Genomic DNA, 14,264 nt, shown 5'->3' with positions numbered 1-14,264 from the left:
GTCAGCCCAACCTACGCCTCATTGGGGCACCCCGCCCGCCCGTCGGGCCGCCCCAAGGGCGGGCGCCGCCCCCTCGGGGGGCAGCGAACGAAGTGAGCGTGGGGGCCCTTGACCATGCCCGGCCCCCTCCTCCATCTCGGTGCCACGGTGCTGTGTGCCCACGGCGGCAGCGCCACGCCGACGGCGCCGAATCCACGCGTGCTGGTCAGCGGCCAGCCGACGGTGCTGATGACCGCGCCCTATGTGGTGGCCGGCTGCCCTTTCAATGTCTCGGGCAGCCCGGTGCCCTGCGTGACCGGGCAATGGGTGGTCGCCGCCACGCGCGTGATGTCCAACGGCCAGCCGCTGGTGTTGATGGACAGCCAGGCCGTGTGCGCGCCCAACGGCACGCCGCTGCTGCCTGTCGCGGCGCAGACGCGGGTGATCGGGAGCTGATGATGAACATCATGACGATTTTCCGTAGGGCGGATAAGCCGCAGGCGCCATCCGCCGGATGCGGCGGTCGTGGGTGGCGGATGACGCCGCGTAGCGGCTTATCCGCCCTACGGGAAACGCGCGTAGGTTGGGTTGAGCGTAGCGAAGCCCAACATGCGGCGTTCCGGTCTGGCATGTCGTCTGTTGCGCTTCCCGTTACTTCGTTTCCGCCAGCGACGGGGCGATCACATGACTCAACCGTAGGGTGGGCAGCTCGCCTGCCCACCATCCATCCCTCGCGCGGGGCGTCGCTGGTGGGCAGACAAGCTGCCCACCCTACGGCCATTGGCATGACCACACCCCGTAGGGCGGATAAGCGCAGCGCATCCGCCGCCATCGTTGGCCGGGGCACGGTCGGCGGATGCGCCTGCGGCTTATCCGCCCTACACATTGAGGAGCGCGCGCCATGACCACCCGACTCCACTTCCCCTACCAGTTCGACGGCCGGGGCCGCACGCGGGACGACGATGAAGCCACCTGGATTCGCGGCCTGATCGAGCAGGTGGTGTTCACCGCGCCCGGCGAGCGGGTGATGCGGCCGGACTTCGGCAGCGGCCTGCGTGAGCTGGTGTTCGCGCCCAACAGTCCTGAGCTGGCCGCGACCACGCAATTCCTTGTGCAGGGCGCCTTGCAGCAATGGCTGGTGGATCTGATTACCGTCGAGGCGGTCGAGGTCGAAGCCGTCGATTCGCGCCTGTCGGTGACCGTGCAATACCTCATCCGCCGCACCGAAACCCGCCAGCGCGACAGCTTTGTGCAAGGGGGGGCGATATGAGCGCGCTCGCCCGGCCGCCCGAAGGGCGCGCGAACCTCCCTCGGGGAGGGTGGAGCAAGGGTTTCGCGGAGCACTGCGCCGCGCTTGCGAAACGGATCGGCTGTGCAAAGCCGATCCACCGTCGCGATTGCGACAGGAGGGTTGTCCAATGAGTACTTACACCTGCTGCGAAGAAAACCGACGCGCGGCGGTGGACGCGCATCCCACGCTCAACGGCATCGACTACCTCGAAGTGTTCGATCTCGACGCCCCCGCCGGCAGCCCGCGCCAGCGCACGCTGATGCTGCGTCTGCTCAAGCCGGTGCCGGCCGGGCTCATGATCGAGAACGTGCGCGTCACCGGCGGCGAGCGCATCCGCCGCGTCGGTATCGAGTGGATCGGCATCGCCAGCGCGCCGCCGGCTGAGGCCAATGCCGCCGAGCAGGCGCTGTTCACCGCGCTGCCCGAGGCCGACCATGTGCTGCTGGTACGTACCGACACCGCCGGCGACTTCTCCACCTACCGCCTGCAGCTGGTGCAAGGCCTGGGCAACGACGCGCCGCTTCCGGGCTTCGACCCGCGCCTGTCGGCGGTGGACTTCGCCTTCAAGGTCGAATGCCCCAGCGACTTCGACTGCGCGCCGACTCACGACTGCCCGCAAGACCCGCCGCCCGCGCCCGACATCAATTACCTGGCCCGCGACTACGCCAGCCTGCGCCGGCTGGTGATCGACCGCCTCACCCGCCAGATGCCCGGCTGGCGCGACCGCAGCCCGGCCGACATGGCCACCACGCTGGCCGAGCTGATCGCCTACGTGGGCGACCTGCAGCACTACCAGCTCGACGCCATCGCCACCGAGGCCTACCTGCACACCGCGCGCAAACGCAGCAGCCTGCGCCGCCACGCGCTGCTGGTGGACTACGCCATGCACGAGGGCTGCAACGCCCGCACCTGGCTGCATGTCGAGGTCAGCGGCGCGCCTTTCCCGCTGCCCGCTGGCCTGCGGTTTTACACCCGCGTGCCCGGCGTGCCGGCGCGCATCCTGCCCGACTCGCCCGACGAGCGTGCCGCGCTGCGGGCCGCGCCGCTGGTCTTCGAGCCCATGCACACCGCCACGCTGCGCATCGATCACAACGACTTCGCCTTCTACACCTGGGGCGACGCGCGCTGCTGTCTGCCAGTCGGCGCCACCGCCGCCACGCTGCGCGGCCACTGGCCCGAGCTGGCGGTCGGCGATGTGCTGATCTTCCAGGAAGTGCTCGGCCCGCTCAGCGGTGTGGCCGAAGACGCCGACCCCGCGCGTCGCCACGTCGTGCGCCTCACCGCGGTGCGCGCGCTCGACGGCGGCAGCCCGCTGGCCGACCCGCTCGATGGCACGCAGATCACCGAGATCCGCTGGCACGCCGACGACGCGCTGCCCTTCCCGCTATGCCTGTCGGCCGAGACCGACGAGGCCCACGGCAGCGTGCTGATCGAGGATGTGAGCATCGTGCTGGGCAACAACATTCTGGTCGATCACGGCCGCAGCATTGCCGATGAAGCCCTCGGCAGCGTGCCCGCCGCCCGCCTGCAGTTCCCGCCCGCCGCCGGCAATGCCTGCGACCGCGACGCGCCGGAGCCGCTGCCGCCGCGCTTCTCGCCCACGCTGGCCGAGGCGCCGGTGACCCGGCAGGGCATGGTGCTCAAGACCACTGTCGAACACGGCCTGCGCCGCAGCGAGCGGCTGGCCTTCGACCCCGACGCCTCGGCCAGCGCCGCGCTGGCCTGGCGCACCGCCGACGCCATCCCGGCGGTCACGCTGGAGAGCAGCTTCGGCAGCAGCGTCGAGACCTGGACCGCCCGGCGCGACCTGCTCGCCAGCCGCGCCACCGACACCCATTTCGTGCTCGAAACCGAGAACGACGGCAGCGCCCACCCGCGTTTTGGCGACGACCGCCACGGCCGCCGCCCCGACACCGGCACCGGCTTCACCGCGAGCTACCGCATCGGCAACGGCCCGGAGGGCAATGTCGGCGCCAACGCCATTGCGCATGTGGTGACGGCCGAAGGGCGCATCGTGGCCGTCACCAATCCGCTGCCGGCCTGCGGTGGCGTGGCGCCCGAAACGGCTGCTGATGTTCGCCGCCATGCGCCGCAAGCCTTCCGCACGCTGGAGCGCGCCGTCACCCCGGCCGACTACGCCGAAGTCACCGAGCGCCTCGCCGGCGTGCAGCGCGCCGCCGCCGGCCTGCGCTGGACCGGCAGCTGGCACACCGTGTTCGTCACCGTCGACCGCGAAGGCGGCGACCCGGTGGATGCCGACTTTGCGCTCACCGCCGTCGAGCATCTCGACCGCTACCGCATGGCCGGGCACGACCTGCACATCACCGATCCGATCCATGTCTCGCTCGAAATCGACCTGCTGGTGTGCGTCCAGCCCGAGGCCTTCCGCAGCAATGTGCGCCGCGCCTTGCTCGACGTGCTGGGCAGCCGGGTGCGCGCCGATGGCACGCGCGGCCTGTTCCACCCGGACAACTTCAGCTTCGGCCAAACGGTGTTCCTCAGCCCGCTCTACGCCGCCGCGCGCACCGTGGCCGGCGTCGCCTCGGTGCAGGTCACCCGCTTCCAGCGTCAGGGCCAGCCCGACCCCACGCCGCTGGCCGACGGCTTCATGCCGCTGGGCCGGCTGGAGATCGCGCGGCTCGACAACGACCCGAACTTCCCCGAGCACGGCGTGCTGCGCCTTGAACTGCACGGAGGCAAATGATGAGCACCGCCCGCGTCTCCCCGAGTACCGACTGCGATTGCTGCGCCGGCATCGATGCCGTCACCCCGGCGCGCATCAGCAACCCGCCCGGCCTGTCGCAGATTGCCTACCGCATCGGCCGGCATGGCGACTTTGTTGAATCCATGCGCGCCCGCCTGTCCAGCGCCGACCGCCCCGCGCTGGCCGCGCTCACCACCCGCGAGGCCAGCGACTTCACCCTCGCCATCACCGACGCGCTGGCCACCTCGCTCGACGTGCTCAGCTTCTACACCGAGCGCTTCGCCAACGAGCACTACCTGCGCACCGCCACCGAGCGCCTGTCGGTGCGCGAGATGGCGCGGCTGATCGGCTACGAGCTGGCCCCCGGCGTGGCCGCCGGCACCCATCTGGCCTTCACGCTGCAAACCATTCCCGGCGCGCCGGCCGAGCCGATCACCATCCCCGTCGGCACCCGCGTGCAAAGCGTGCCGGGGCAGGACGAACAGGCGCAGAGCTTCGAAACCGTGGCGCCGACGCCCGCCCGCGCCGAGTGGAACGCCCTGCCGGTGCAGACCCGCGTGCGCTGGCAGCCCAAGTCCGGCGATACCGAGCTGTGGCTCGATGGCCTGGCCACCGGCTTGCAGCCGGGCGACGCGATCCTCATCGTCGGCAGCGAGCGCATGAGCGACCCCGGCAGCGAGCGCTGGGATGTGCGCGTGCTCGCCAGCGTCACGCCCGACAACACCCGTGGCCGCACCCGCGTGCGCTGGGATCATCCGCTGGGCAGCGCCTTCCCGGCCATGAGCCCGAGCAGCCTCGGCGTGCAGGTGCATGCGCTGCGCCAACGCACCGCGCTGTTCGGCCACAACGCGCCCGACCCCAACCTGATGGGCAATGACGATTCCAACGTCGCCACCCTGATCAACAAGACCGGCAGCAGCTGGCAGTGGCACAACTTTGCGCTCGACACCTCGGCGCTCGATCTGGACACCGACAACGCCAAGATCACCGCCGGCAGCTGGTTCGCGCTGGTCTCCAACGAGCCCGGCCTGGGCAGCGCCGCGCTGCCCGGCTACACCGAGCTGTACCGCGCCAGCAAGGTCATCCACCGCAGCCGCAACGCCTTCGCGATTGCTGGCAAGGTCACGCGGGTCACGCCCGACACCACCGAAAACCTCACCGCCAGCCGTTTTCCGCTGCGCCGCACGCTGGTGCTGGCACAAAGCGAGCAGCTGGACACGGTCGACACGCCCGTCTTTCACCCGGTGTATGGCGAGGCGATCACGCTCGGCCAGCGGGTGGCCGACTTGCAGCCCGGTCAGCCGATTGCGCTGTCCGGCCCGCGTCAGCGCATCGCCATCGCGCCGCGTGCGGCGGGGCTGTCGCTGAGTGTGGACGGCGGCGGCAGCGTGGCGCTGACCGAGGGCGATGAACTCTTTATGCGTGCGCCAGCCGTGCGCCTGTTTGGCAGTACGCCGGTGGCGCTCAGCGCCGAGAGCTTTGCCGCGCTGTTGGGCAAGGCCAGCGTGATGCTGCGTCTGGCGCTCGAAGACCGCGACGGGCGCACCGGCACGCTCACCGCCAAGGGCAGCGAGCTGCGCCTGGCCGACAGCCGCAAGGACGACGCGCCGGTGAGCGAGATCGCCTTCATCGGCACCGCCAACGACCCGATCATCCTCGACCGCGATTACACCCACCTCAAGCTCAAAGCGCCGCTGCAACAGGTGTATGCGCGCGACGCGCTGCGCATCAACGCCAACGTCGCCCCGGCCACGCACGGCGAAACGGTCGAGGCCATCCTCGGCAGCGGCGACGGCAGCACGGCCAACCAGCGCTTTGCGCTCGGCCAGGCGCCGCTCACCTTTGTGAGCGCCAACACCACCAGCGGTCGGGCCTCGTCGCTGGAGTTGCGGGTCAACGACGTGTTGTGGACCGAGGTGCCGACCCTGCACGCCGCCGCGCCCGACGCGCGGGTGTACGAGACCACCCAAGACGACGAGGGTCGCAGCACCGTGTTGTTCGGCGACGGCACCGAAGGCGCGCGCCTGCCCAGCGGCAGCACCAACCTGCGGGTGCGCTATCGCAAGGGCCTGGGCGCGGCGGGTAATCTGGCCGCCGGCAAGCTCACCACCTTGCTCAGCCGGCCGCTCGGCGTCACTGGCGCGGTCAACCCCTCGCCGGCCACCGGCGGCGAAGACGCCGAAACCCTGGCCCGCGCCCGCGACAACGCACCGCTCACCGTGCTCACGCTCGATCGCGCGGTGTCCATCGACGACTACGCCAACTTCGCCCGCGCCTTCGCCGGCATCGACAAGGCGCATGCGCTGTGGATTCCGGCCGGGCCGGCGCGCGGCGTGTTCCTGAGCATCGCCGGCATCGATGGCGCGCTGGTGCCCGAGAGCGACGACACCTACAAGAACCTGCGCGACGCGCTGGTCACCTACGGCGACCCGCTGGTGCCGCTGCGCCTGCTCAATTTCCGCGACGCGCGCTTCCGCTGCCGGCTGTCGATCAAGCGCGACAAGGCCTACGAGCTCGATGCCGTGCTGGCGGCGGTCGAGGCGGCGCTGCGCGAGGCCTTCAGCTTTGCGCGCCGCGCCTTCGGCCAGACCGTGTCCATCGACGAAGTAGCCGCCGTGGCGCAAGGCGTGCCGGGGGTGATCGCGGTGCACGTGACCCGCCTCTACCGCGTCGGCCAGAGCCCGACCGTGGTGGTGCCGCGCCTGTTCGCGGCGCTGCCGGTGGCCTCGCTCACCGGCGTGCCGCTGGCCGCCGAGCTGCTGACGCTGGCCGCTGACCCGATCGAACTGGAGGTGCTGCCATGAGTGCCGATACCCAGAAACTGTTCGAGCTGCTGCCGGCCATCCACCGCATCCGCGACGCCGAGCAGGCCGCCGCCGACGGGCTGGATCGCGGCCCGCTCGAAGAACTCATCGGTGTGCTGGCCGAGCAGCTGGCCGTGGCCGACGAGAGCCTGGAACAGCTCTACGACGACCTCTTCATCGAGACCTGCGCCGAGTGGGCCGTGCCCTATATCGGCGACCTGATCGGCTATCGCGCCCTGCACCAGGCCGCGCCCGAGGCCGCCAGCGCGCGCGCCGAGGTGGCGCACACCATCGCCCTGCGCCGGCGCAAGGGCACGGCGCTGGTGCTCGAACAGCTGGCGCGCGACGTGACCGGCTGGGACGCCCGCGCGGTCGAATACTTCCAGCGCCTGTGCACCACGCAGTACATGAACCACCTGCGCCCGGCCAACCTGCACACGCCCGATCTGCGCCGCGCCGAGCCGCTGGAATGGATCGGTACCGCCTTCGAGACCGCCAACCGCACCGTGGACGTGCGGCGTATCGAGTCCGGCCGTGGGCGGCACAACATCCCCAACATCGGCCTGCACCTGTGGCGCATCCAGGCCTATCCGCACCGCGAATCGCCCACCACCCGCGCCGGCGTGCGCCGTTACCGGGCCAGCCCGCTGGGCCACGACCTGCCGCTCTATAACCGCCCACTGGCCGAAGACGACATCATCCATCTGGCCGAGCCGGACAACGTGCCCTGGCCGCTGTCGCGCCGCCGCCTCGCCACGCACCTGGCCCGCCACTATGGCGAACGCGCCACGGTAGGCGCGCCGTTGGACAACCCCGACCCGGCGCTGATCCTGGCTGTGGACGGCACCGTCATCGAGCGCGACCAGATCCACATCTGCCACCTCGGCGACGAGGCCGGCAGCTGGGCGCACACCCCGCCGCCGAATGGCATCTACGCGATTGACCCGGTGCTCGGCCGCATCGCGCTGCCCGCCGACGCGCCCGACCCGGCCGATGTACGCCTCAGCTGGCGCGAAGGTTTCTCGGCCGATATCGGCGGCGGCGAATACGAGCGCGGCGCCACCCTGCCGGTGCCGCCGGCCAGCGTCACCGTGGTGCAGGTGCCCGACGACCACGCCACGCTGGCCGCCGCGCTGACCGCGATTGCCGGCGACGGCGTGGTCGAGATCACCGACAGCAGCCGCTACAGTGAAACCCTGAGCATCAACGTGATTGCCGATGGCGCGGTCGAGATCCGCGCCGCCAACGGCCGCCGGCCGGTGCTCGAGCTGGGCGGGCTCACCGTCACCGGCGCCGCCAACGCCGCCTGCACGCTCAACGGCCTGCTCATCACCGGCGCGCCGCTGGCCGTGCCCGATGCAGTGAGCAACGCACTGGCGCGGCTGAACCTGATCCACTGCACCCTGGTGCCCGGCATCGCCCTCAACCCCGACGGCAGCCCCACCCAACCGGCCGTGCCCAGCCTGCAAATGGCCATCGCCGGGCTGGAGGTCGAGATTGACCGCTGCATCCTCGGCGGCATCCGCAGTCATGAACGCAGCACGCTGCGCGCCACCGACAGCCTGATCGATGCCACCGCGCGCGAGGGCGTGGCCTTTGCCGCCATGGACGGTGTCGCCCCCGGCGCCGCGCTGTCGCTGGTGGCCTGCACCGTGGTCGGCACCGTTCACACCGCCGAGGTGGGGCTGATCTCCAACAGCATCCTGCTCGCCACGGCGGCCGCTGGCGTCGCGCCGGTGCGCGCGGCGCGCAAGCAGGTGGGCTGCGTGCGTTTCTCGTGGCTGCCGTTTGAATCCATCGTGCCGGCCCGCCACCGTTGCCAGCCCGATTCGGCCCAGGCTGCCCGCCACATCGCGCCCCGCTTCACGTCCCTGCACTACGGCACGCCGGCCTACGGCCAGCTCACCACCGCCACGCCGGTCGAGATCCTGCGCGGCGCGGACGACGAAAGCGAAATGGGCGTGTTCCATCACCTTTACGGTGCCCAGCGCGAAACCAACCTGCGGATCCGCCTTGCGGAATACCTGCGGGTCGGCCTGCGCGCCGGCATCTTTTACGAATCATGAAATACCAACCGACAACCGAAAGACGGACGCACCCCGTAGGGCGGGTTTCAACCCGCCACACCGTAATCACGAGGCGGTTTGAAACCCGCCCTACGACCGCCGCCGTCCATAACGAACACGCGAGGGAGTCCACATCATGAGTTTCGATCTGAGCCGTATCCGCTTCGACGCCCGCAAGGACTTTTTCGGACTGGTCGTGCAGCAGGGCCGCGTGCAGCTGGACGCCGAATGGAACGAGTGGGTCGCCCAGCTTGGCCGGCGCCTGCAGGCCGGCACGCTGGATACCTTCAATGGCAACGTGGTGCCGCGCATCACGCCGGACGGCTTCCGCATTGAGGCGGCCGGCGGCGCGCTGAGCATCGGCCCGGGGCGCATCTATGTCGACGGCCTGCTGGCCGAGAACCACGGCGGCACGCCCGACGCCTGGGACCCGCGCCTGGCCGAACTCACCGGCACCACGCCGCTGGCCTACACCGCCCAGCCCTACTATCCCAACCCGCCGGCCCTGCCGGCCAGCGGCGCGGCGCTGGTGTATGTGGACGTGTGGCAGCGCGACATCAGTGCCATCAACGACCCCGGCCTTATCGAACCCGCCGTGGGCGTGGACACCACCGGCCGCCTGCAGACCGTGTGGCAGGTCAAGGTGCTGCCCAACGTCGGCAACGCCACCTGCGCCACCGACGATGAAGACATCGCCGGCTGGCAGGCCGTCATCGCCCCCTCGGCCGGCCGCCTGAGCACCGACACCGGCGACCCGGCCTTCGACCCCAACCCCTGCCAGGTGCCGCCCGCCGCCGGCTATCGCGGGCTGGAGAACCAGACCTACCGCGTGGAGGTGCACACCGGCGGGCCGATTGGCACGGCCACCTTCAAGTGGTCGCGCGACAACGCCACGGTGGCCTCGCGGGTCAGCCACATCAACCCCGCGCGCGACCGCATCACGGTCGAATCGGTGGGGCGCGACGACGTGCTGCGCTTTCATGACGGCGACTGGGTGGAGGTGACCGACGACCACCGCGAGCTGCACGGCCTGCCCGGCGAGCTGCGCCGCATCCGCGTGGCCGGCGGGGTGGACGACACCGCCCGCACGCTGAGCTTTGATATCGCGCTGTCGGCCGGCCTCTTCCCCACCGACGCGCAGCAGGCCACGCTGCCGGCGCGCAACACCCGCGTGCGCCGCTGGGACCAGTCCGGCCAGGTGCGCCGCGAGAGCGGCACGGTGGCCACCAACCTCGACACCAGCACCACCGGCGAGATCCCCATCCCCGGCGGCACCACGCGGCTGTTTCTGGAGCACGGCATTCTGGTCGACTTCAGCCTCGACCCGGCCGGCGGCGAGTTCAAGACCGGCGACTATTGGGTGTTCGCCGCGCGCACGGTCGACGCCAGCGTCGAGATCCTCACCAACGCGCCGCCGCTGGGCATCCACCACCACTATGCGCGGCTGGCCATCGTCAATTTTCCGGACGGCGAAACCGACTGCCGCACCCTGTGGCCGCCGATTGCCGAGGGCGAGGGCTGCGACTGCACGGTGTGCGTCAGCGCCGACAACCACAACAACGGCACGGCCACCATTCAGCAGGCCATCGACAGCATCAAGGATGAGGGCGGCACCATCTGCCTCGGCATCGGCAACTACAGCATCGGCGCGCCGCTGGTAGTCGATGGCGCGCGTTCGCTGCGTTTTCGCGGGCAGGGCTGGGCGACGCTGCTGGTCGGCGCCGAGCCGGGCAGCGTGTTCGAGATTCAGAACAGCGCCGGCGTGGCGCTCGAAAACCTCACCGTGATCGGCTCGGCCGCCACCTCGGGCAGCACCGCCATGATCGCCGCGCGCGGCGTGACCGACCTGCGCACCGAACACATCAATGTGCTCGGCCTGGCGGTGGGCGACGGCACCAGTGTGGGCATTGGCCTGAGCGGCAACATGCTCGGCGTGAGCATCAGCGACTGCGCCATCGTCGCCGAGCGCGGCGTGGCGGCGGTGGCCGGCGGCGACAATAACTATGTGCTGACCGGCGAGCTGCGCATGGCGCGCAACCTGTTCTTCTGCAGCCAGCGCGCGGTCAGCTTCGACGGCACCAGCCTGCATTACGGCAACACCCGCATCGACGGCAACTTCATGCTGGTCGGCACCCAGGCCGCGGTGACCGCGACCGGCGCGGTGCTGGCGGGCTCCAGCTTTGCGGTGGCCGATAACGTGATCTACACCGCCAGCGACGGCGTGCGGGCCGGGGTCGATGGGCTGGCCGTCGAGCGCAACGAGATCTTCGGCTTCGGCGAGCGCAGCGGCCACGGCATCGTGCTCGAAGAGGGGCTGGACCCGGTCGCCATCGACCGCGTGCGCATCCACGCCAACCGCCTGCTCGGCCTGCGCGGCAACGCCATCCTCGTCACCCAGCAGGTGGACGAGGCGATCATCACCGACAACCAGCTCGACAGCATTGGCCTGGGCGCGCTGATCATGGGCGAAGGCGCCGGCGCCGGCCTGCTGCGCTTTGCCGGCAACCAGTGCCAGCGGCTCGGCCAGGTGCTGGGCAACGACAATGCCGCCTTTGTGGCCGTGCAGTTGATCCGCGTCGAACGCGGCGATGTGCTCGACAACGTCATCGCCCAGGTCGCCCGCTCGGCACTCACCAGCCCCGGCATCGACGCCCTGCGCTGCGCCGCCGTGGGGCAGGTGCGCATCGCCGGCAACCGCTTCTTTGGCATCGGGCCGGATCGCCTCAGCGCGCCGGTCGCCGCCATCCGCGTGCTGCCGCCCTTCGACCGCGCGGCCATCGACGACAACAGCGTCGAGCGCATCGGCGAGGCCGGGCAAAACCCCATCGTGATCGAATGGCGGGCCATCAACATCGCGCCCGACCCGGCCGGCGCGGTGCCGGGCTTCGTCGCCGCCGGCTATTTTGCCGCGGCAGAGTCCGCCTACCTGCTCACCGCCAGCCGCGCCTTTGCCGTGCTGCTGCGCCCGGCCGCGGTGTCGATCCGCGGCAACCAGCTGCGTGGGCAGGCCACGGCGGCGCCCCTCAACCAGTGCGGCGGCGTCGATAGCCTGCTGTTTGCCAACAATCACTGCCAGACGGTGGGTGAAGGCGGCAAGGAACCCCTGCTCGGCGAGTTCGGCGGGCGCACCCTCAACGTCAGCAACAACCGGCTGATCGCACTCGGCGACCTCGACACCCTGCACCTGCACCCGCAGCAGAAGCTCGCCATCGTCATGGGCAACACCAGCACCGGCAACATCCGCGTGCAGAGCGGCGCGCCCGTGCCCGCCGACATCAGTCTGACCAACATCATCGGAATGTGAGGACCCCATCATGGCTATAGCAACCTTCCGTGGCGAAAAGTCTGTGTCCGCCATTGCCGACAAACTCTTCGTCAAACTCACACCCAAACAGCGCGAAAAGGCCGAAGCCGCGCTGATCAAGGAGAACCCGCAGCTACGCGAACTCAGTGCGGTGCGCGAAGGCGCCATCCTGCGCGTGCCCGACCTCCCCGAACTGCGCGCCAAAACCAACCGCAGCCTCGAAAACCCCGACGCCCAGATCGCCCGCAACATCGCCGACGCGGTGTCGAGCTACGGCAATCGGCTCGGCGAGCGCTTCAAGACCGTTCAGAAAGACACCAAGGCGCAGATGGCCGTGCTCAAGAGTGGCGAACTGCGCAAGGCCATGGACGAAGCCCCGGCGCTCAAGCCCGTGGCCGAAGAGGCAGCCAAGGCGCTCGACGCCCGCGCCGCCGGCCTGGGTGACCGTCAGAAGGCGGTTGATGCGGCGATCAAGCAGGCGGTTGCAGCGCTGGATGTGGGCAAGCGTTAAGGCAGGTGGCAGTGAGCTTGCGCGGATGGGGTGGCTGACGCCTTTCGACCCGACCCCGTCTCCCGCAAGTGCGCGACGGCATCATGTAGCTTGGGTTGAGCGCAGCGAAGCCCAACATTCAGCCGCGCAATTGTGGAACGCCGAGTGTTGGGCTTCCTTCGTCAGCCCAACCTACGCTTGCTTAACCCAATTTCGCCAGCCCAATCTACGAGTTCTAAGTTCAGTTTCCCTTTATTTGTTTTGCCAGGTTTGCAAGCTGAGACAGAATATTTCCTGTTTCATTGTCTTTATGCTCCGAAGACGGAAGGCTCTCAGAAAAGACTGTTTTGGCTACATGAACTCTCAGGGTCTCTGCGTTTTCGGGATCCATTAATTCAATATATGGATCAAGAGTTGTGAGAATATGTTGGCGCCGCCTATTACTGGTTTCGTTCGTGCGGTGCTTTCCAGACTCTTTGGCAAAATAGAATGCAGGAACGAAAACAACTAGAGAAAGTGGGATTCGACCAACTACCTTTAACCAGTCAAAAGTGTAGTCTCCATTTCCAATTATTAGCCGTAGCTCAGGGAAAACCAAGAAAGAAACGCCAATTAACATCAAAATCGAAGCGTACGATCGATATTTGTTTGCGACTTTCCCTTCGTCGTTTGCATAAGATGAGTAGGCGCCAGCTTGTAGCGTATTGATTGTAACGCCGTAGACTTTCGAGGCATCATCTTGGAGTTTTGTTAATACCTCAATTATTTTTCCTGATTTTGTGAAGAGGTTTTTGAACTCTTCATCTGCCTTGTGTGAATATTTTTCTATGTTATTTTCTGACTGCTTGGAATAGTCATCTAGTTCTTTGTCGAACTTGTCTGACCGCGTTTTTTCACTTGCCTGGTACTGAGTATTAAATTCTGTGGTTTGTTTTTGGATTGTTTGTTCGACGGTCCCGATTTGTGACCTCAGTTCTATAAGTTTGGTTTCAAATTCATTGATGACATCGTTTAAGTTCTTAATGCGACTAGCAAGATCGGCGACAGATTGTTCGGTTTCTACTCTGTATTTTGATATATAAGTGCCGATGGTTTCAGAATATGCGGTTACAGTATCTTTGATGCTTTCGGCGCTGGCGGCGTATATTGATGCTGGGGTTTGTTGAAACTGGAGAAGAAGCGAGTCTGCGTGATTATTCGCGTTTGTTAAATGCCCAGGGTTTTTGTTTCCTATGTATGCATTGATTTCATTAATTAAATTTTGGGCGCTATTCTGAATCGTCGGCAAATGACTAAAAGGAGTTACTTCTGGATCGATGTTTTCATATATGCCTTGCAAATACAGAATGACCTTCCTCAGTCTCGCAATGTCTTCAATGGCGTCCTCCGTGGCGCCTTCATCAAGACTTTCATCTTGAACTACCGCCATCAAATTTGCCCACACGCCTACCAGAGCGTGCGTGTTGAATTTATCTATCCACTTAGACTGAATCGCCCCGGCTCCAGTAGACGCCCTACAGCCTGTTGAAATACTGCATTTCGAACTTTACCGGAGAAACGTCGCCTGCATATCCGTGACGTCGTTTCGGGTTGTAGAACATCTCGATGTAATTGAAGATATCCCGT

At 67.4% G+C, this 14,264-nt stretch carries 9 protein-coding genes; 7 read left to right on the top strand and 2 right to left on the bottom strand.

Annotated features, from left to right (window positions below; all coding sequences use genetic code 11):
• The first annotated feature begins 114 nt into the window (after positions 1–114).
• From FHP89_RS19140 to FHP89_RS19110, 7 genes are all read left to right on the top strand, one after another.
• Complete coding sequence (locus FHP89_RS19140) at positions 115–435, top strand: hypothetical protein (protein WP_144176065.1); 321 nt, start codon at positions 115–117, stop codon at positions 433–435.
• Between the two features lie 445 nt (positions 436–880).
• Positions 881–1,249: a GPW/gp25 family protein gene (locus FHP89_RS19135; RefSeq protein WP_144176064.1), complete on the top strand. Its 369-nt coding sequence runs from the start codon at positions 881–883 to the stop codon at positions 1,247–1,249.
• Positions 1,250–1,397: 148 nt separating this feature from the next.
• On the top strand, positions 1,398–3,974 hold the full coding sequence (locus FHP89_RS19130; protein ID WP_144176063.1) for a putative baseplate assembly protein: 2,577 nt from the start codon (positions 1,398–1,400) through the stop codon (positions 3,972–3,974).
• Positions 3,974–6,778, top strand: a complete 2,805-nt coding sequence (locus FHP89_RS19125) for a putative baseplate assembly protein (RefSeq protein WP_144176062.1) — start codon at positions 3,974–3,976, stop codon at positions 6,776–6,778. Before FHP89_RS19130 ends, FHP89_RS19125 begins: the two co-directional genes overlap by 1 nt.
• Positions 6,775–8,844 (top strand): hypothetical protein, encoded by a 2,070-nt coding sequence (locus tag FHP89_RS19120; RefSeq protein WP_144176061.1) that lies wholly within the window; start codon positions 6,775–6,777, stop codon positions 8,842–8,844. The genes FHP89_RS19125 and FHP89_RS19120 overlap by 4 nt, the downstream gene beginning before the upstream one ends.
• A 136-nt stretch (positions 8,845–8,980) precedes the next feature.
• Positions 8,981–12,148 carry a DUF6519 domain-containing protein gene (locus FHP89_RS19115; protein ID WP_144176060.1) on the top strand — a complete coding sequence of 1,056 codons (3,168 nt, stop codon included), beginning with the start codon at positions 8,981–8,983 and terminating at the stop codon, positions 12,146–12,148.
• 10 nt (positions 12,149–12,158) lie between these two features.
• Positions 12,159–12,659 carry a hypothetical protein gene (locus tag FHP89_RS19110; RefSeq protein ID WP_144176059.1) on the top strand — a complete coding sequence of 167 codons (501 nt, stop codon included), beginning with the start codon at positions 12,159–12,161 and terminating at the stop codon, positions 12,657–12,659.
• A gap of 220 nt (positions 12,660–12,879) precedes the next feature.
• Here the strand turns inward: FHP89_RS19110 and FHP89_RS19105 are convergent, their stop codons facing one another.
• Both FHP89_RS19105 and FHP89_RS19100 read right to left on the bottom strand, forming a co-directional pair.
• Positions 12,880–14,067 (bottom strand): hypothetical protein, encoded by a 1,188-nt coding sequence (locus FHP89_RS19105; protein ID WP_144176058.1) that lies wholly within the window; start codon positions 14,065–14,067, stop codon positions 12,880–12,882.
• A gap of 85 nt (positions 14,068–14,152) precedes the next feature.
• The coding region (locus FHP89_RS19100; RefSeq protein WP_144176057.1) for an IS3 family transposase at positions 14,153–14,264 on the bottom strand (112 nt) is incomplete at its 5' end.

Source organism: Denitromonas ohlonensis (assembly GCF_007625205.1).
Classification (GTDB): domain Bacteria; phylum Pseudomonadota; class Gammaproteobacteria; order Burkholderiales; family Rhodocyclaceae; genus Nitrogeniibacter; species Nitrogeniibacter ohlonensis.
Note: the sequence above shows the minus strand (reverse complement) of the source record. Positions and strands in the feature narration are given on the sequence as shown.

Excerpts from the sequence above, each read along its gene's own strand:
- FHP89_RS19140 (WP_144176065.1), top strand. The coding sequence starts at position 115 with ATGCCCGGCCCCCTCCTCCATCTCGGTGCCACGGTGCTGTGTGCCCAC.
- FHP89_RS19135 (WP_144176064.1), top strand. The coding sequence starts at position 881 with ATGACCACCCGACTCCACTTCCCCTACCAGTTCGACGGCCGGGGCCGC.
- FHP89_RS19130 (WP_144176063.1), top strand. The coding sequence starts at position 1,398 with ATGAGTACTTACACCTGCTGCGAAGAAAACCGACGCGCGGCGGTGGAC.
- FHP89_RS19125 (WP_144176062.1), top strand. The coding sequence starts at position 3,974 with ATGAGCACCGCCCGCGTCTCCCCGAGTACCGACTGCGATTGCTGCGCC.
- FHP89_RS19120 (WP_144176061.1), top strand. The coding sequence starts at position 6,775 with ATGAGTGCCGATACCCAGAAACTGTTCGAGCTGCTGCCGGCCATCCAC.
- FHP89_RS19115 (WP_144176060.1), top strand. The coding sequence starts at position 8,981 with ATGAGTTTCGATCTGAGCCGTATCCGCTTCGACGCCCGCAAGGACTTT.
- FHP89_RS19110 (WP_144176059.1), top strand. The coding sequence starts at position 12,159 with ATGGCTATAGCAACCTTCCGTGGCGAAAAGTCTGTGTCCGCCATTGCC.
- FHP89_RS19105 (WP_144176058.1), bottom strand. The coding sequence starts at position 14,067 with ATGGCGGTAGTTCAAGATGAAAGTCTTGATGAAGGCGCCACGGAGGAC.